An 18,981-nucleotide genomic window follows, 5' to 3' on the forward strand; every position below is an offset into this window, starting at 1 on the left:
TTATGAGTTATGAATTATGAGCGTGGTCGTGCTTGTAATTCATAACTCATAATTTTTTTATTCTATGTGCATAACTATTCAAACATAGCCCGTGGTTTTAACCACGTGAACACATCAGTAAAACTCATAACTCATAACTCATAATTTTATAAAGTAATTTTTTGATTTTGTAAGGCTTACGTTTTTTGGTTGAACTAAATTAGAGTTCAATTTTTAAAGCAAAAGCCATGAGATCAATTTGGACAGGTTCGGTAAGTTTTGGATTAATTAATATTCCGATAAAAATGTTTTCGGCGGTGCAGGAAAGCAGTTTGGATATGGACATGCTTGATGCAAAAGATCACGCCAATATCAAGTTTAAGCGTGTCAATGAAGACACAGGAAAAGAAGTAGATTTTGCTAATATCGTAAAAGGGTATAATCTTGAAGGCAAATATGTTATTCTGGAAGATTCCGATTTTGAAGCTGCAGATGCCATTAAAACCAAAACAATCGATATTGAAAGTTTTGCTTTCGAAAAAGAAATTGAAAGTATTTATTACGAACAGCCATATTATCTAGAACCCGATAAAGGCGCGATGAATGCGTATGGATTGCTTCGTGATGCGCTTGAAGCTTCAGGAAAAGTTGGCGTTACGAGATTTGTTTTAAGAAACAAAGAAAGTCTGGCTATTTTAAAACCGTACAAAAATGTCATTGTTTTAAACCGAATTCGTTTTGAACAGGAAATTAGAAGTACAGATGAATTAAAGCTTCCGCCAATGTCCAAAAAGTCTACAAAAGAAATGGACATGGCCGAAAAACTAATCGATCAGCTTACCGAGAAATTTGATATTTCTGGTTTTAAAGACGAATATACCGCCAAACTTTTGGATATCATTAAAAAGAAAGCCAAAGGAAAACTCAAAAAAACGGCTCCAAAACTAAAAGTCGTACACAAACAAAGCGACGACTTAATGGAAATGCTGAAAGCCAGTTTGGAAACCAAAAAGAAAAAATCTTCTTAAACGTTTTGATTTTCTTCTAGTTTGTGAATAATCTTTTTAATATCGGCTCCTTTTGATAAAACGGGAGTCCACAAATCTCCTTTTTTCTCAAAACGTTTCAAGACATTTTTGATGGTAAATTGCGACGGATGCAGTTTTTCATTCACTTCGCTCCATTCCAAAGGCGTAGAAACTGTCGCGCCAGGTTTTGGTCGAACAGAATACGGGGCCGCTAAAGTTTGCCCACGTCGGTTTTGCAAGAAATCGATGTACAGTTTATTTTTTCTCTTTTTGATGCTTCTTTCAATTGAAGTAATATCTGGAAGTCTGGATTGCACTTCTTTTGCTATTAATTCGCCAAGAATTTTTATGGAATCATAATCATATTTCGCGCCAAGCGGAATATAAATATGCAGTCCAGAAGCACCCGAAGTCTTACATAAACATTCGGTTTCTAATTCGTCTAAAACTTCTTTCACCACCAAAGCGGTTGTCACCACAGGAGCAAAATCATTTCCTGCAGGATCCAAATCAATTACCAGCCAATCTGGATTCTGAATGTGTTTGGTTGTCGAGTTCCACGGATTCATTTCTATACAGCCCAAATTTGCCATATAAAGCAATGTTTCTTTATTATTACAGATGAGATAATCGATGTCGGCATTATTAGATTCTGAGAAGACTTTTTTGGTTTTGAGCCATTTCGGAATTTTATCTACATCAACATCTTTCTGATAGAAGCTCGGCGAATCAATTCCGTTAGGAAAACGGTTCATCGATTCTGGACGGTCTTTTAAATAAGGCAGAATCAATTCTGAAACTTCATTATAGTAATGAATAATGTCGCCTTTAGTGATGCCGTCTTTTGGGAAATAGACTTTGTTTTGATTAGTAAGATGCAAAACTGTTTTTCCGACTTTTAAATCATAATCGTTTTCTGTTTTTTCCTTTTTATTTTCTGGTGTAATTGTCATTTCATCTGAATTTAGTTGAGTTGAATCGTCTTTTGGGAATGATAAAAAAACTTCTTCTGCTTTTTTATCAATTCGAATTCCGAGGTAAACGGGATGTCTTAAATGTTGATCTTGAGTCCATTCTGAAAATTTAACCTGACACACCACTTTTGGATTTACCCACTGAATTTTATCGCGTATCGGAATTTTTTCGTCAAGCGGAGATTTGGCTGTAAATAGCGGTTTTAATTTGGTATATAAATCTTTTAACGTGCTTTCTGTAAAACCAGTGCCGCATTTGCCAATATATTGCAGTTTTTTGCCATCGTATTGTCCGAGTAAAAGAGCGCCAAAATATTTTCTGGAATTTCGCGGTTCGGTAATGCCGATTATAATTGCTTCTTCTTCATTTGCTGTTTTTATTTTTAGCCAGTTGGTGCTTCTTCGATTTATAGTGTAAGTGCTGTCTGCTCTTTTGGCAATAATGCCTTCAGTTTTATTTTTAACGGCTTTTTCAAATTGTTTAATTCCGTCGCCAACGGTATGTTCAGAATAAGAAACATTAGAAAAAGGATATTTATTAAAGAGAATTTTGAGCAGTTCTTTTCTTTCCAATAAAGAGAGTTCCGTAATGAGATTTCCGTCCAAATTCAATAAATCAAAAACATAATATTTTAGATTCCCGATTCCTGTTTTCATATAGTTTTGAAGCAGCTGAAAATCGGCTCTTCCAGCATCATTTTCTACTACAATTTCACCATCCAAAACTACAGTATGGTCAATTTGTTTTAATTCTTCGGCAATGGGTTTGAAATTAGCATTAAAAGAAAGCTCGTTTCTGCTGAACAAATCAACCTGTTGCGGATTAATAACGGCAATCGTTCTGTAGCCGTCGTATTTATTTTCAAAAATCCATTCGTCATCATCAAAAGGTTTTTCGCTTACGCTGGCAAGCATGGGCTTTAAAAATTCGGCGATGTCAGCTTGTGGGTTGGACTTTTTTTTTACTACTTTTTTCTCAGTAGTTTTCTCTTCGCTTTTTGAAGTGAGCTTTTCAGATTTTTCAACCAATTGTTCTAGACTTCTTTTAGAAATAACCGATTTATTCTTCTCTAAAATATCTTCTTCAGAGGCATATTTATCATTTTTCTTAATCAGCAGCCAAGCATTTTCTTGTTTTCCATGAAGCTTGACTAAAGAAAATTCACCTTTCAATTTTTTGCCCTTTAAAATAAAACTCAAATGTCCTTTTGCCAGATCGCTCAATAATTTTTTTTCGTCAGAAGCCGTTTTTTCATCAGAAGTATAGGTTCCGTTATCCCATACAATTACATTTCCAGCACCGTAATTTCCTTCTGGGATGGTGCCTTCAAAATCTTTATAGCTGTACGGATGATCCTCGACCATCATGGCTAAACGTTTCACTTCAGGATCCATCGACGGGCCTTTTGGCACTGCCCAGCTTTTTAAAACACCGTCCATCTCTAACCTAAAATCGTAATGAAGATGTGACGCAGCATGTTTCTGCACGACAAAAATTAGCTCGCTTGCTGATTTTTCGATTTTTCCTTTCGGTTCACGCGTTTGTTTAAAATCTCTTTTCTGATTGTATTTAGACAGTGACATAAGCTTTTAGAAGGGTTAAAATAGTTAGTATAATAGAGTAGAGCGCGGTTGCTGTGACAGCAAAAATAATATGGGCAAAGAACAGCTGAATGTAATAACCTTTAAAATCAATTGGGGGTTGATGGTCGGTCATTTTAAATATAACGATCCAGCTGAGTATTCCAATTACACCACTGATAACGCCTAATATAAGCGCACTGAGTGGCGAAATTGGCAAAATATTCTTCACCCATACCATATGATATCCCATAACAAATAGAAAACCAATAATATAATGTATCAGCCATCCCCACGTTTTCCGAGATTTTTCGGAAAGGGTGATGTTTGTTTTCTTTAGAGCAAAACTCAATAAAACAGGTTCTTTATACAATTCCCTGAAATTCTCCGACATCGCATAACTAAACCAAGTCATAGCCGATGTCGCCCCAATAGCAACTAAAATTAATTGTATAATGATGAAAAAAATCATAAGCTTTTTTTTGAATTAAACTCTATTTCAAAGGTACTTTCGGAATGGCTTTTCCTGTTATAGGATTAACAAGTTGTAATTATATAATTATAAGTAAAGTGCTGATTTTCATTTTGATTGTGATTAGAATGTTATAATCCTTAAGCTTAATTGTATAAAGTTAAACCTAAAAAGCCTCCTAAATTTGTTGACCTATTTTAGAGAAATGTCTCACAAACCAAAGTAGAAATTTATAGTTCATTGAATGATAAATGTAAAATCAACAGAAAATGAAAAATTCAAAAAAAACAAACCAAGACAACTCGGATGGCAAACAGAATGATTTAGAATTTAATAAATCTAGTGCTCAGAATGAGTTTTTAACCACTAACCAAGGCGTTAAAATTAATGACGATAACAATTCTTTAAAGTCAGGAGAAAGAGGTCCGTCTCTTTTGGAAGATTTTATACTGCGAGAAAAAATTACCCATTTTGACCACGAGAGAATTCCAGAGCGCATCGTTCATGCGCGAGGTTCGGGAGCTCATGGTTATTTTGAATTGTACAAAACAATGGAAAAATATACCAAAGCGGGCTTCTTAAACGATACCAGTATTAAAACGCCTGTTTTTGTTCGTTTTTCTACCGTAGCAGGTTCTAGAGGTTCTACAGATTTAGCTCGAGATGTTCGCGGTTTTGCAGTTAAATTTTATACTCAGGAAGGCATTTTTGATTTGGTTGGAAATAATATACCGGTATTTTTTATTCAAGATGCAATGAAGTTTCCAGATTTAATTCACGCCGTTAAACCAGAACCTCATAATGAAATTCCTCAGGCGGCTTCGGCACATGATACTTTTTGGGATTTTATTTCACTAATGCCCGAATCAATGCACATGATTATGTGGGTGATGAGTGACAGAGCGATTCCGAGAAGTTTAAGAATGATGGAAGGTTTTGGTGTCCACACTTTTAGATTTGTAAATGAGAAAAATGAATCTCATTTTGTAAAATTTCATTGGAAACCCAAATTAGGCACGCATGGAGTTGCTTGGGATGAGGCGCAAAAAATATCAGGAAAAAATCCAGATTTCCATAAGCAAGATTTGTGGGAAACCATAGAGGCGGGAAATTTTCCAGAATGGGAATTAGGCGTTCAGATTATTCCGGAAAGCGACGAGCATAAATTTGATTTTGATTTGCTTGATCCAACAAAATTAGTTCCAGAAGAATTGGTTCCGGTAACCATTATCGGAAAAATGGTCTTAAATAAAAATCCAGATAACTTTTTTGCAGAAACCGAACAGATTGCGTTTCACCCAGGACATATTGTTCCTGGAATTGATTTTACAAATGATCCGCTGTTGCAAGGAAGATTATTTTCATATACTGATACTCAATTGTCAAGATTAGGAAGCCCGAACTTTCATGAAATTCCAATTAACAGAACCATTGCTCCAATGCACAACAATCAGCGCGACGGACATATGCGTCAGGAAATTGCAGTGGGAAAAGTAAGTTACCATCCAAATTCTTTAGGTGGAGGATGCCCGTTTCAAGCCAAAATGGATCAGGGCGGATTTGTGAGTTTTAATGAACGTGTTGATGCGCATAAGGTACGAGCAAGAAGCAAAAGTTTTTCAGACCATTTTAGCCAAGCAAAACTTTTTTATAATAGCCAGACTCCTGTAGAGCAAGATCATATTGCGAGTGCTTTATCTTTTGAATTAGGAAAAGTCGAAGCGATTTCGGTAAGAGAAAGAATGCTTGGGCTTTTAAATCAAGTTGATGCCAATTTAGCTGTAACCGTTGGAAAAAATTTAGGAATTCCAGTTCCAAAAGATATAGAAAAACCGATTAATCATGGAGTTGGGGCAGACGATAAAGGTACTCAAGAACCTAGTAATGTAAATCAGAATATAACTCATTCTGATGCTTTGAGCATGCTTAAAAACCCGACTGTTTCTAATACCATCGCTACTCGACAAATTGCTTTTTTATGTACAGAAGGCGTAAGTGCCGATTCGGTTAAAGCGATGAAAACAGCTCTGCAAAACGCAGGCGCAAAAGCGATTATCATAGCTCCGCATTTAGGAACAATTGTTTCTGAAGAAGGTACAGAAATTTCAGTTGATCAAACCTATAAAATTGCGGCTTCCGTGCTTTTTGATGGTGTTTTTATTCCAGCTGGAAAAGGAATTGCCGATCTTTCAAAAATTAAAGAAGTTAAAGAGTTTTTAAATGACTCATATCATCATTGTAAATTTATTGCAGCTGAAGGAGAAGGAACTCAGATTATAAAAAGCAATAGTGATATAAAAGACAAAGATCCAGGAGTTTTAATGAGTGAAAATAGAGTCGATAAAACTTTAAGTGTTTCTTTTATAAAAGCTTTAGGAAAACACCGTTTTTGGGAAAGAGAAAAAACTTTATAATAATTGCACAATTGGCTGTCGAAAAAGACAGCCATTTTTTTTAGAATAAACAGCTGTTATGCGCATTTATATTCAAATATTGGGACATTCGGAGAGGAATTTCATTGCATTCTCATGGCTGAAACCATGGGTTATATGAAAATTATTTCGCTAAAATTATTTCCAAACTTTCACTCAAAATAGAAACTGCTTTTTCCATTTCTTCTTTTTCCAAATGTCCAAATCCTAAACGTGTAGCAGTAAGATTTTTGGTTTGGTATAAAATGGTTTTCGGCAGAAACAAGCTATTATTGGCACATTCCTTTTGAAATTGTATCAGATTAAAATGATCTAGCCACTCAACCCAAATGGCCAATCCTCGAGGCGGAATCTTAAATTTGATTTTACCTTTTAGTTTTTCGTTTAAAAGTGAAACAAAATAATCTCGGCGTTCTTTATAAGTCTTTTTATTTTTTTTGGAAAGCCGATGCACTTCGCCTTCGGTAATCCATTCGGTTAAAACTTGTTCTTTTATAACATCTATTCTTGGTTCGAGAATGTTTTGATGTTTCGCTAGTTCCTTAATAAATTCTGCTGGCGCAGCCACAAAACCATAACTAAAACCTGAAGGGAGCGATTTCCCGAATGAACCGATATAAACCACTTTTTGGTTGGAATCGAAAGCGGCCAAAGGCAAAACAGGATTATTGTCGTAATGAAAATCAAAATCGTAATCGTCTTCCAAAATCACAAATCCGTATTGATTGGCCAATTCCAAAACTTCGATTCTCTTTTTAGCGCTAAGCGAAATGGTCGTTGGATAATGATAATTGGAGGTCAGATATAAAACCCTGATTTTTGATGTTTCGCAAATTTCCTTCAAACGCTTGGTGTCAATTCCATCCTCATGTACAGGAATAGAAATAATCTGCGCTCCCGTATTAGTCAGTGTCATATTGGACATATAATAACCTGGAGAAGCTACAACAACTTTATCTTTGGGTGCTATGAGCACTTTTGTAACCAGATACAAAGCAATTTCATGACTGCTTGTCGTAAGAAGATTGGAAGTAGAAATGCGGATTCCGCGGGTTAAATTCAGATAATTAGAAAAATGAGTTTTAAAGTTCAAATGCGAACGCAATTCTATCTGTTCGTAAGTTTTGGATGTTTTTCTTCTTTTTAGTTTTGAGACATATAACCTAGCTAAAACATCAGTTTGCACCAATCGTAAATCGGGCGTTCCGTCATTAAACTGATACGGCAGATTACTATTTTCTATGGGACTTTCAAGAATAGTAGAACGCTGAAAACTGAAACCGACATTATCGGACGAATTTTGTTCTTTCGAAATGGTAAATTCGGCTTTATTTTTTTGCTTTTGCTGTGATAAAATAAAAGTTCCTTTATTCGGAAGTGTTTCAATCCAACCTTGCGATTCTAAATCCTGAAAGGCTTTGATTAAAGTATTTCGGTTAACGGAAAGCACTTTACATAAAATTCTAGTGCCTGGAAGTTTGGTGCCTTCAGGAAGAAAACCCGTTTGTATGGCTTTGATAAACTCAAAAACGAGTTGCAGATAAATGGCAGTGCTCTCTTCTGGTTTTAGCTGAATAAAGCTTTTAAAAGGAATTTCAACCGGACTATCCATAATTTATAAACTAATACTTTTTATTGGTACGGCAAGATACTGCTTTTCTCAAAATTTTTAGAAAAAAGAAAAGCGATCTTACAACAAGTATCAGAGCGATGACCAAATCAAACTATTACGTCCGGCTGAAATAGTATATATATTTTAATTTTAACACATAGAGACATAGTTTTTGTTTCGAAAAAAAGATGCCAAAAGAAACAAGTTTCCACACATCGCTAAGCTATGTTTATTTGAATTGAAACGCCTTTTTAAGTTTGCAAGACTATGTTTCTATGTGTTTTAAAAAAATAGTTAAACTTTAAAAATTAGTTTCTTTTTATAGAAGATCCACAAGATAAACGACCAGAAAACGGCATAAGACAATGCATAAGCAAGAGATGCATTTAACGGATTTTCAAAACAAGGTACAATTCCATGATTATAGATGTACGCCTGAAGGCCAATTTCTTCGCCAGTTTTTTCAGGATCTGCTACTTTTATAGCGCTTAAAACTCTCGGAATTATTCCAGAAAAGAAAAACACAATCATCGGGTTTACTCCCCAAATCAGGAATAGTTTAGTCCATTTTTTATGCCCTTTAATATCGATTATGTAATACAATAATGTTAAACATAACGTTGCAATTCCAGCTGTGTACAAAACATAAGAACTTGTCCAAAGTGATTTATTGATAGGGAAGAAGATGTTCCAAATTAATCCTCCAATTACCAAAGCAGTTCCTGCAATTGCTGTCTTTTTTACGATTTCCATTTTATCAACAGATAAGTTTAACAGTTGGCCAATGTACATTCCTAAAATTCCAGTTCCAATAGCTGGTAAAGTGCTCAAAATTCCTTCTGGATCCCAAGTTTTAGACGATGCCCATAGATGGCCGTTTAAAAGCGTATCGTCTATCCAAGCCGCAAGATTGGTTCCTTTGTCGAAATTGGCAGGACCAAATCCTGGAACGGGAACAAAAGCCATTAATAGCCAATATCCAACTAAAAGTCCAGCTAAAACTAAAAGCTGTGTTTTTAAATTTGTTTTTAGATATAAAATTGAAGTAAAGAAATACACAATCGCAATTCGTTGTAAAACGCCTGGAATTCTGGTGTCTTCAAAATGTTCAAGTCCGCTAAATGATAATGAGATAAGAATTAAAAATACACCAACGGCCAAAATGGTTTTGACTTTCATCGAAAAGTTTCCTAAAAGGGCGTAAGCTACTGCAAAAGCAACAATTAATCTCAAACCTAATAACGGAATTCCTTCTAAACCAAATAAATGGATTCTGCTGAAAACGCTTAAAAATAACCCTAAACAGAAAATTCGAAGCGAACGGACTAAAATTTTATTGAATACACTTCCATCAAAATGTTTTACAGGCATTGCAAACGGAATTGCGGTTCCCATTATGAATACAAAAAACGGGAAAACTAAGTCAGTAGGCGTACAGCCATGCCATTCGGCGTGTTCTAGGGGCGGATAAATAGATGACCAGCTTCCCGGATTATTGACAATCGTCATTAAGAAGATAGTAAATCCTCTAAAGACATCGAGTGAGGTTAAACGTTCTTTTGTCATTGGTTTTGATAGTTTAGATTTTTTTTAAAGATGAAAGATGCAAGAAGCAAGACTTTTGTCTTGAATTATTTTATTATCGCATCTTGAATGATTTGTTGAATTTCTTCTCGGATTTTTCCTTTGGCTAATTTATTTTCGTCATTTACTACTTCTGGATAGGTTCTGTTGGATAAGAATACATACACGATTTCGGTTTCTGGGTCTGCCCAAGCCATGTTTCCAGTAAATCCTGTGTGGCCAAAACTTGCTTCAGAAACACAATCGCAGGTTGGTCCGCCTTTGTGAACTCTTTTATCAAACCCTAAACCTCTTAAAACGCCTTGATTTTTATAATAACAAGTATTAAAAGCATCAAAAGTTTGAGGAGAAAAGTATTGAACGCCTCCGTAATTTCCTTTTTGCAAAAACAGCTGCATCATTTTGGCAACATCCATCGCATTAGAAAAAATTCCCGCGTGACCTGCCACCCCGCCTTCCATTGCTGCGGCCATGTCGTGCACGTAACCTTGAATTACCTGATGTCTGAAATAATTATCGATTTCAGTGGGAGCTATATTGCTTTTGTCAAATTTATCAAGTGGATTGTAAAGCGTATTCGTCATCCCTAATGTGCTAAAGAAATTTTCTTTGCTCAGATCTTCTAGCTTTTTATGTGTTTTTCTCTCTAAATATTCTTTTAAAATGATAAAAGTAAAGTCGCTGTATTTATATTCCTTTTTTAGAGCTACAGGACTTTTAGCAATGATTTTCATAATCGTGTCATGGTAATCATTTCGAATATAAAGATCGTCGGCTACTTTTGTTGTAAAACCGTTTTCGGTTACTTTTCGATAATATTTTTCAGAAGGCTGATTGTTTTTGTCTAATGTCGCTTTGTAAAACGGAATCCAAGCTTGAAGTCCTGCGTAATGGTTCAACAAATCTTTGAAAGTGATGTTTTCTTTGTTTGTTTTGGCAAAAAAAGGCAACATATCTTTCAGTTTGGTATCCAGTTCTACTTTATTTTTATCGTACAATTGCATCACATTTGGCAGTGTCGAAATCATTTTTGAAATTGAAGCAACATCATATAAATCAGAATCAGTCACTTTTTTTCCGTTATCATAAGTCTGCGCTCCGTAGGATTTCTGAAAAATTACATTTCCTTTTCTAGCAACCAAAACCTGCATTCCTGGAGCCATTTTCCTGTCAATTGCTTTTTGCGCTACGGCGTCAATTTTAGATAAAATTGCCGGATTCATATGTACATTTTCTGGAGCTGTAAAGGCCAGACGATTTAGTTTTTCTGTAGTTAAACCATCATTTACGTGGAAAGCATCATTAATTGAAACAGGCAATTTTCCTTTGGCTTCTATAGCACCAAAAATTAATTCTGCAGAAACGACTTGACTAATGTCTGAGTTTTGATACGAAACCACTAATCCCTCGATATCATCAAAATTTGAAACGGATAAAAGCGAATATGGTTTTGCAAAAATGTCTAAAATTACTTTGTTATGTTTGGCAATTTCTTTCAGCCAAAGCATTTCTTGCAACGTAAATTCTTGTTTTTCCCAAGCTTTATTTACTTTATGATAACTGATAATAACCTTGTCGAATTTCTTCAATTCCTTATTCAGACTGTCAAGATTGGTGTCTTTAACTTCTGTGATTTCAGTATATTTTTTTAAGGTCGAAACAAAAGTGCTGTTCGTATCTTCACCTAATTTGATGTACGCGATTTTTTCACTTAAATCTTTTATCGGAAGGATTTCTTTTTCGTTTTTTAGAACTGTAATTGCATTTTCATACAATTTATAATGTAAAGCATCATTTTGCGTCGGATTTAAATCATTGTATAAATTGTTTAAATCAATCGGCTTGTATTTGTTTAGTCCCGCTTTGTATTTGTAATGCAATATTTTTTTTACTGAATGTGCCAATCGCTCTTCTGTAATTACTTTTTCGTTGTAAGCTGCTTCCAATTTCTGAAACGCAACGGGTACATTTTCTGGGCAAAGTAAAATATCATTTCCAGCCAAAATAACTGCAATTTCCAAATCTCCAGGACCTTTAAAATTGGCTGCGCCTTTCATCGCCAGACCATCAGTAAAAATCAATCCGTTGAAACCCAATTCTTTTTGCAGCAGATTGGTCACCACATTATAAGAAGCCGAAGATGGGCAGTTTGGCTGTGATTCTAAACTCGGAATATTAAGATGCGCCACCATTACAGAAGCCAAACCTTCGTCGAATAATTTTTTGTATGGATATAATTCAACCAATTCTAAACGATCTTTAGAAAAATTTACGGTAGGCAAGGCGTGGTGCGAATCGGTTGAGGTGTCTCCGTGCCCCGGAAAATGTTTTCCTGTACATAAAACTCCATTTCCTTGAATTCCTTTCATTAAAGCAATCGCTTTTTCGCTCACATTAACTTTATCTTCACCAAAAGAACGGTTTCCGATAATTGGATTTTTCGGATTAGTGTTAATATCCAAAACAGGAGCAAAGTTAAAATGAACGCCGATTCGCTTGTTTTCGGCTGCCATATTTCTCCCTACTTTTTCAATTAAACTTAAATCTTGAATTGCGCCCAAAGTCATATTCCACGGATAACGATATGTTGAGTCTAAACGCATGGCCAATCCCCATTCGGCATCGATTCCGATCATCAAAGGAACTTTTGCTTTTGATTGGTATAAGTTGGTTAATTTCGCCTGACGAACTGGTCCGCCTTGGAAGAAAATAACGTTTCCTATTTTATAATCTTCAATCAGTTTGCTGATTTGGTTAACGTGTACAGAATCTTTGTTAGAATAGGCAGAAACCATAAACAGTTGCCCGATTTTTTCCTGTACGGTCATTTTGTTATAAATGCTGTCAACCCAAGCCGTTTCCTGATCAGAATCTTTGAAAAAGGTCTTTTTCTCTGAAGTATTTTTTGGCACGTAAACAACAGTGTCTTTTAAAGGAATATCCTTTTTATTATCTGTTGCGCCATTATTTTTTTTGGATGCGCAATTGGTAATTAAAAATATAAAAGCGGCGTATAAACTAATTTTTATGAATGGATTTTTCATATCATTTTTTTTAAGAATCAATTTGAATTTAATGCTCTTATACTCAAATTGATTCATCAAGAGTAATAACTGAATTAGAAACTTATTTCTTTTTCACTGCGTGAACTGGTAATAAATAATCCTAAATACGTAATTAATCCGTTTAGTATAATTAATTCATTGTCAAAAACATATCCTGCAAATAAAACTTTAGAATATTCATTGATGAAATAGGTGAACAACGGTGAAAGCAAACAGATGAATGGAACCAGTTTGTCATTTACATGTCTTGATTTTTGGAACAAACCAAAAGCGTATAATCCTAATAACGGACCATAAGTGTAGGAAGCAACCTTAAAGATCATTCCTACTACCGAACTGTCATTGATGGAGTTGAAAATTAGAATGATAAAAAAGACTAAAACTGAAAAACTGATATGCACTAAATGTCTAATTTTTACGGTGTTTTTCTTATGGCTGTTTTCTGCTTTGTCCATTCCTAAAAAGTCAACACAAAAAGAAGTTGTTAAGGCTGTTAGGGCAGAATCTGTGGTTGCAAAAGTGGCAGCAATAATTCCCAGTAAAAATACAATTGCAGGAACAAGTGCTAAGTGATTTAAGGCAATTTCAGGAAAAAGTAAATCGGTTCTTGGTTTTCCTGTAACTAAATCGGTTGGAACAGCAATTCCGTTTTTGTTTGCATAGATATATAATAAGGCTCCGACACTCAAAAAGAAAATGTTGATGATAACAAAGATTCCTGTAAAAGTAAACATGTTTTTTTGTGCTTCGCCAATGTTTTTACAGCTCAAGTTCTTTTGCATTAAATCCTGATCCAGACCTGTCATGGCAATAGTTACGAACATTCCTCCCAGAATTTGTTTAACAAAATGGAATTTACTTCCCATAAAATCATCAAAGAAAAATATCTTAGAATAATTGCTGTTTTTTACTTCTTCAAATGCACTGATGGCACTCAAATCCATTCGGTCACAAATGAAATAAATGGTAAGGAAAACAGAAGTTACTAGAAAGAAAGTCTGTAAAGTATCTGTAATAATAATCGTTTTTAATCCGCCTCTATAAGTATAAGAGAAGATTAACAGCAGCGAAATTAAAACAGTAAACGCAAAAGGAACGTGATAAAAATCGAATACAAAACGCTGTAAAACGATTACAACCAAGTACAATCTGAATGCTGAACTGATAGTTCGGCTGATTAAGAAAATTGAAGCCGCTGTTTTATAGCTAAAAACACCCATTCGCTGCTCAATATAACCATAAATCGAAGTCAAATTCATTCGATAATATAGAGGCAGTAAAAGCTTTGTAATGACAATAAATCCAAGCGCATTTCCTAATACAAACTGAAAATACTTAAATTGTTCACCGCTTGGTGCTCCAACTTCTCCAGGAACAGATATAAACGTTACTCCTGACAATGCAGTTCCGATCATTCCGAAAGCCACTAAATACCATTTTGAATTTTTATTGGCTGTAAAAAAAGCTTCATTTCCGCTGTCTTTCTTGCTTACTCGATGTGAGATATAGAATAATGTTCCGAAATAAATGATAATAAGGAGAAGGATGGTACTTGGTGTCATTTTATAGTTTTGGTGATTTTTGGTTTTTATAAATTATTTAAAGCCGTTGGCTGCAATTATTTTAACACATAGAAACATAGTTTTTTTTAAATTTTAAAAAAGGCGTTTTATTAATTTAAGTAAACATAGGCTATACTATATGTGGAAACTAGTTTCTTTTATTTTCTTTTTTTGACATAATCCTGAAATCTCAGAACTATATTTCTATGTGTTAAATATAAACTAGAAGCTGTTTTTTAATTGACCTGACGAATTTTAGTCGGTCAGGTCGGTGTTAAAAACTCCAAAAAATGAATTATTCAGCTTTTGAATTTGGATAAATCTATAAAAAGATTTTGATAGTGTGGTTTTTAGTTTTCCTGATTTTTGCTGTGAGCCAATAGAACAGCCCTTACACTTTTATGTTTATGCAATAATTCTTCAGCTACTTCATATTCAATTCCTAATTCTTCCATAATCATCTTAATGCCGCGTTTTACCAATTTTTCGTTAGAAAGCTGCATATCAACCATTTTGTTGCCTTTTACTTTTCCTAACTTGATCATTACCGAAGTAGAAATCATGTTCAAGGTTAGTTTTTGAGCTGTTCCTGCTTTCATTCTCGTACTTCCTGTTAAAAATTCAGGACCCACGATCAATTCAATCGGGTAATCAGCTTCTTGAGCAATTAATCCGTTGCTGATGCAAGAAATGCTTCCCGTTTTAATGTTGTGTTCTTTTGCTTTTTTAAGTGCTCCTAAAACATATGGCGTGTTTCCAGAAGCAGCAATTCCGATAATCATATCAAGACTTGAAATTTCAAATTTGGCTAAATCTTTCCATGCTTGTTCGGTATCATCTTCGGCATTTTCAACTGCTTTTCTGATTGCAGTGTCTCCACCAGCTATAATTCCGATAATCATATCATGCGGGACACCAAAAGTAGGAGGGCATTCTGATGCATCTAAAATCCCGATTCTCCCAGAAGTTCCGGCTCCAATATAAAATAGTCTTCCGCCCAATTGCATTTTTTTCACAATGGCTTTAACCAGTTTTTCTATTTTAGGAATTTGCTCTTCAATAATATGCGGAACTTTTTTGTCTTCTGTATTAATGTTGGTAAGAAGTTCTTTCACGCTCATTTGATCCAAGTCTTTGTACAAAGATTCTTGTTCAGTTTCAGGATTTTTATTTTTCATTTTTCTTTTTTTTGATTTTTGAAACCGAGATTTTTCTAATATCAGGCTTCTCTATTGTACATTAATAGTTTGCTGTTTTTATCTAGAATAAAATTTAATTTTTAAACATAGAAACACAGGTTTTGATTTTTGTTTAAAAAGGTAACCAATCTTTAAAAAACAAACCAAAGAGAACTACATTTTTGCATAGCAATATATATGTGTGTGTTTATGCTAATGAAACGCTTTTTTGTAAGTCTATCAAAGTTCTATGTTTCTATTGTTTAAAAAATTAAGTCTAAGTGAACTGAAGTATTATTTATAAATTAGATATTTTGTTCGCATTTTTTTGAAAGTTTCTAGGTCTTTCTGCCAAGTTTTTCTTATTTCTTTTTCAGAAACGCCACTTTCTATTTGCTGCTGTAATTTTTTTGTTCCTGCGAGTTTGGTAAAAAATGCATTAAAGAATTTTGTCTTATCGCTGGTATTCTGATATGCTTTAATAAGCCATTTCAATTCTAATTGTTTCAATTTTGGATAGGCTGTCAAATCTTCACCAAAACATTCTTTTCCGTTGTATAAAGGGTCTTTTGCACCAAAATTGGGCTTTGGAGTAAAGCTGAAATTGGTTTTGCTTAAATATGGAGAGCCGTAGATTTGAAATTGTTTTTCAGTTCCGCGTCCCATGCTCACATTTGTTCCTTCAAAAAGGCATAAACTGGCGTACAGATTTATAGATTGATCGTTAGGCAAATTTGGAGACGGTTTTACCAATAAACTGTATGGCATAGTTCTGTTGTAATCTATACAAGGAATTACGGTTAGTTTACATTGAGCGCCATCTTTCAGCCATTTTTCTCCATTTACCATTTGCGCATATTCGCCAATTGTCATTCCGTGAAGAAGCGGAATAGGGTGCATACCAACAAAACTGGTAAATTCTTTTTCTAAAAGAGGTCCGTCTACAATAGAACCATTTGGATTTGGACGATCAAAAACAATAAGCGGAACGTTGTTTTCTGCACAAGCTTCCATTACATAGTGTAAAGAAGAAATGTAGGTATAGAATCGTGCTCCAACATCTTGCAAGTCAAAAATCATAACATCAATTCCAGATAACTGCGCAGGTTTTGGCTTTTTGTTGTCGCCGTAAAGTGAAATAATCGGCAAACCTGTTTTTGGGTCTTTTCCGTCAACAATATGTTCGCCTGCATCGGCAGTTCCTCTAAATCCGTGCTCTGGAGCAAAAATAGTCTGAATAGCAATTTTTTTCTCCAAAAGGAAATCGACCACATGTGTTTTATTGGATAAAATTCCAGTTTGGTTGGTTACAATTCCGACTTTTTTATCTTTTAAAAGCGGTAAGTATTTTTCGTAGTTGTCAGCTCCCGTTTTTATAACGGCATAATTGAGTTCCTCTGAATTATGGTGCTCAATTGGCAGAATCGCTGCCGAATATAAAGGCGCGCAAAACAGAAGCGCTGCAACAAAAGCACTTTTTGCTATATATTTTATCATTTTAAATACAGTTATTAGTTAAAGACGAATTGGACTAATAAAATTAATATTTTATCGGAGTATATGAATGTTTTAGGAAGATTTGGGGAATCTAAAAACTAACAAGAATAACCTGTATGAATCAGGTGTAAATTTTTATTTGGCTTTTTTATTGGTCACAACGTGTTTAAAAAGAGTATTTTAAAATACTGCCTCTAAAATTTCTCATTTCAGAGGCAGTGTATTATATGGAGGCAATTATTCGGTTTTACTATATTACCAGCCTGGATTTTGTTTTAATTCTACACCTTCTGCGGCGTATAAACTGATATCATTTGTCGGAATTGCACTTAAGTAATTTTTAGGTGATACAAATAATCTTGTCACACCTGCAGCATAAGGAATCACATATCCTTGTGAATTTACTTTTGTTTTAGAGTTAGTTCCAATCAAAGAAGTTATTCTAGCTCCTAAAATTACATCAGGATTAGAATTCGTATCAAGATAATCTCCTTTTTTCCAACGCATAAGGTCTTCTTTTCTCATGGTAGTCCAGCTCATAAATTCAATTCTGCGCTCACGACGGATTTCCCATATAATTGGGTTGACAATTCCTGAAATTTGTTCTAATGCAGTTGTTCTTTGCGGGTCATCTATCTGTACTCCGTTAGCTGCTGCATTTGTGCCATCTGTAGTCAAAATTGCAATTCCTGCACGTGTACGAACTTTGTTAATTGATAGATTAAGATCGTTATTAGTAACTGTACCTAATTCTGCGCATGCTTCAGCATAATTCAAATAAACTTCGCTTAAGGTAAAAACTGGAGCATCAATCTGATTTTGTCCAATTGTGGTAACCTCTGTTCCTGTTGTCGCAGGATTATTATACAGTTGGAATACATAACCTGTTATAGAGGTTAAACCATTGTATGGCTTGTCTGAGTATGCGTAATCTGCTGTACTGAAAGCTTTAGCAAATCTTGGATCTCTATTGGCAAAAGTGTTGGCAATAGTGTTATCTCCTAAATATTGAGTATTTCCAGCTTGTTTAATTGGCAATCCGTTAGTTGTTACATAACTTTCTGCAGCAAATTTTGTCAATCCGTTTTGAACAGTAGAGGTATTGGTATAGGCTTGTATTCCATTTCCTAAAACACCTTTAATATACCTTTTTGCTAAAATTACTTCAGTATTTCCTAATAATTCAACAGAATTGTAAAGTGATTTCCAATCGGCATTTAATTTGTAAGAATTGTTATTCATTACAGCCAATGCAGCATCTTTTGCTTTTTGAAGATAAGTGCTTCCATTCTGTCCTAAATTGTATTTTCTGTAAGTACCTTCTGTTAAGCACACACGGCTTAATAATGCATAAGCAGTATATTTATTTACAGTAACATTATTGTCATCAACATTTAATAGCATTGGAATTGCTTCTTCCAAATCCTTAATTACATTGTCAATAACTTCTGCTCTTGATAAAGCTGGTTTGTATACGTTAGCATCACTTTGAGCCAAATATTGGTCTGTATAAGGCACATCGCCAAACTGCTGTGCTAAACGAAAATAAGTATGAGCTCTAAAAAACTTGGCAACACCTATATAGTGGCTTTTCTTCACTTGATCCATAGGTACATTTGGTACTCTTTCTAACATAAGATTGCAACGACGGATCAAAGTGTAATATTCGTTCCAGTTAGAGTTAGTTGCATTAGGAGCCGTCAGAAAGTTAGTAAAAACGTTCATCGCCAAGTTGTCATCTATCAATCCTGTAGCGGTAGCATGAAAGTAAAAATCAGCTGTAGTACCAGCATTATTTCCGTATCCATTAAAGGTATTATAGTTTAGCCAAGAATATGTTTTTACGTTATTTTCTGATGTCCAAAAATTATCATCTGTAAATACATCTTCTGGTGGTGTATCCAAAAAATCTGAACAGCTAACAGCTAGACTTGCAAAAGTAAGCAAGGCAACTGAAAGTTTTATTCTGGAGTTTATTATAAATTTTCTCATTTTGATTCATTTTTAGTTTTTAAAT

Annotated in this window: 11 protein-coding genes; 2 read left to right on the forward strand and 9 right to left on the reverse strand. The window is 34.6% G+C overall.

The window, feature by feature from the left end:
- Positions 1-227: 227 nt before the first annotated feature.
- Positions 228-1,007, forward strand: coding sequence for a Ku protein (locus FF52_RS19820; protein ID WP_008468370.1), 780 nt, complete (start codon positions 228-230; stop codon positions 1,005-1,007).
- On the opposite strand, the gene ligD is transcribed toward FF52_RS19820, so the two are convergent.
- Together ligD and FF52_RS19830 are read right to left on the reverse strand one after the other, a co-directional pair.
- Positions 1,004-3,565 (reverse strand): DNA ligase D, encoded by a 2,562-nt coding sequence (gene ligD / locus FF52_RS19825; protein WP_008468371.1) that lies wholly within the window; start codon positions 3,563-3,565, stop codon positions 1,004-1,006. The genes FF52_RS19820 and ligD overlap by 4 nt on opposite strands.
- A complete protein-coding gene (locus tag FF52_RS19830; RefSeq protein ID WP_008468372.1) occupies positions 3,552-4,034 on the reverse strand; it encodes a hypothetical protein in 483 nt (160 codons plus the stop codon). Before FF52_RS19830 ends, ligD begins: the two co-directional genes overlap by 14 nt.
- 269 nt (positions 4,035-4,303) lie before the next feature.
- Between FF52_RS19830 and FF52_RS19835 the strand changes: the two genes are divergently transcribed.
- Positions 4,304-6,448, forward strand: a complete 2,145-nt coding sequence (locus FF52_RS19835; protein WP_008468373.1) for a catalase — start codon at positions 4,304-4,306, stop codon at positions 6,446-6,448.
- A 142-nt stretch (positions 6,449-6,590) separates the two neighbouring features.
- Here the strand turns inward: FF52_RS19835 and FF52_RS19840 are convergent, their stop codons facing one another.
- From FF52_RS19840 to FF52_RS19870, 7 genes are all read right to left on the reverse strand, one after another.
- Positions 6,591-8,078 carry a PLP-dependent aminotransferase family protein gene (locus tag FF52_RS19840; RefSeq protein ID WP_008468374.1) on the reverse strand — a complete coding sequence of 496 codons (1,488 nt, stop codon included), beginning with the start codon at positions 8,076-8,078 and terminating at the stop codon, positions 6,591-6,593.
- Positions 8,079-8,372: 294 nt separating this feature from the next.
- Positions 8,373-9,644, reverse strand: coding sequence for an acyltransferase family protein (locus tag FF52_RS19845; protein ID WP_008468377.1), 1,272 nt, complete (start codon positions 9,642-9,644; stop codon positions 8,373-8,375).
- Positions 9,645-9,709: 65 nt separating this feature from the next.
- A complete protein-coding gene (locus FF52_RS19850) occupies positions 9,710-12,706 on the reverse strand; it encodes a glycoside hydrolase family 3 N-terminal domain-containing protein (protein ID WP_008468379.1) in 2,997 nt (998 codons plus the stop codon).
- Between the two features lie 74 nt (positions 12,707-12,780).
- A complete protein-coding gene (locus tag FF52_RS19855) occupies positions 12,781-14,289 on the reverse strand; it encodes a sodium:solute symporter (protein WP_008468381.1) in 1,509 nt (502 codons plus the stop codon).
- A gap of 350 nt (positions 14,290-14,639) precedes the next feature.
- Entirely contained in the window at positions 14,640-15,467 is an 828-nt protein-coding gene (murQ, locus tag FF52_RS19860) for an N-acetylmuramic acid 6-phosphate etherase (protein ID WP_008468383.1), read from the reverse strand.
- Between the two features lie 294 nt (positions 15,468-15,761).
- Positions 15,762-16,964: an exo-beta-N-acetylmuramidase NamZ domain-containing protein gene (locus FF52_RS19865; RefSeq protein WP_008468386.1), complete on the reverse strand. Its 1,203-nt coding sequence runs from the start codon at positions 16,962-16,964 to the stop codon at positions 15,762-15,764.
- A gap of 255 nt (positions 16,965-17,219) precedes the next feature.
- Positions 17,220-18,956: a RagB/SusD family nutrient uptake outer membrane protein gene (locus FF52_RS19870; protein WP_008468388.1), complete on the reverse strand. Its 1,737-nt coding sequence runs from the start codon at positions 18,954-18,956 to the stop codon at positions 17,220-17,222.
- Positions 18,957-18,981: the final 25 nt, after the last annotated feature.

The organism is Flavobacterium sp. F52 (assembly GCF_000278705.1).
GTDB lineage: Bacteria > Bacteroidota > Bacteroidia > Flavobacteriales > Flavobacteriaceae > Flavobacterium > Flavobacterium anhuiense.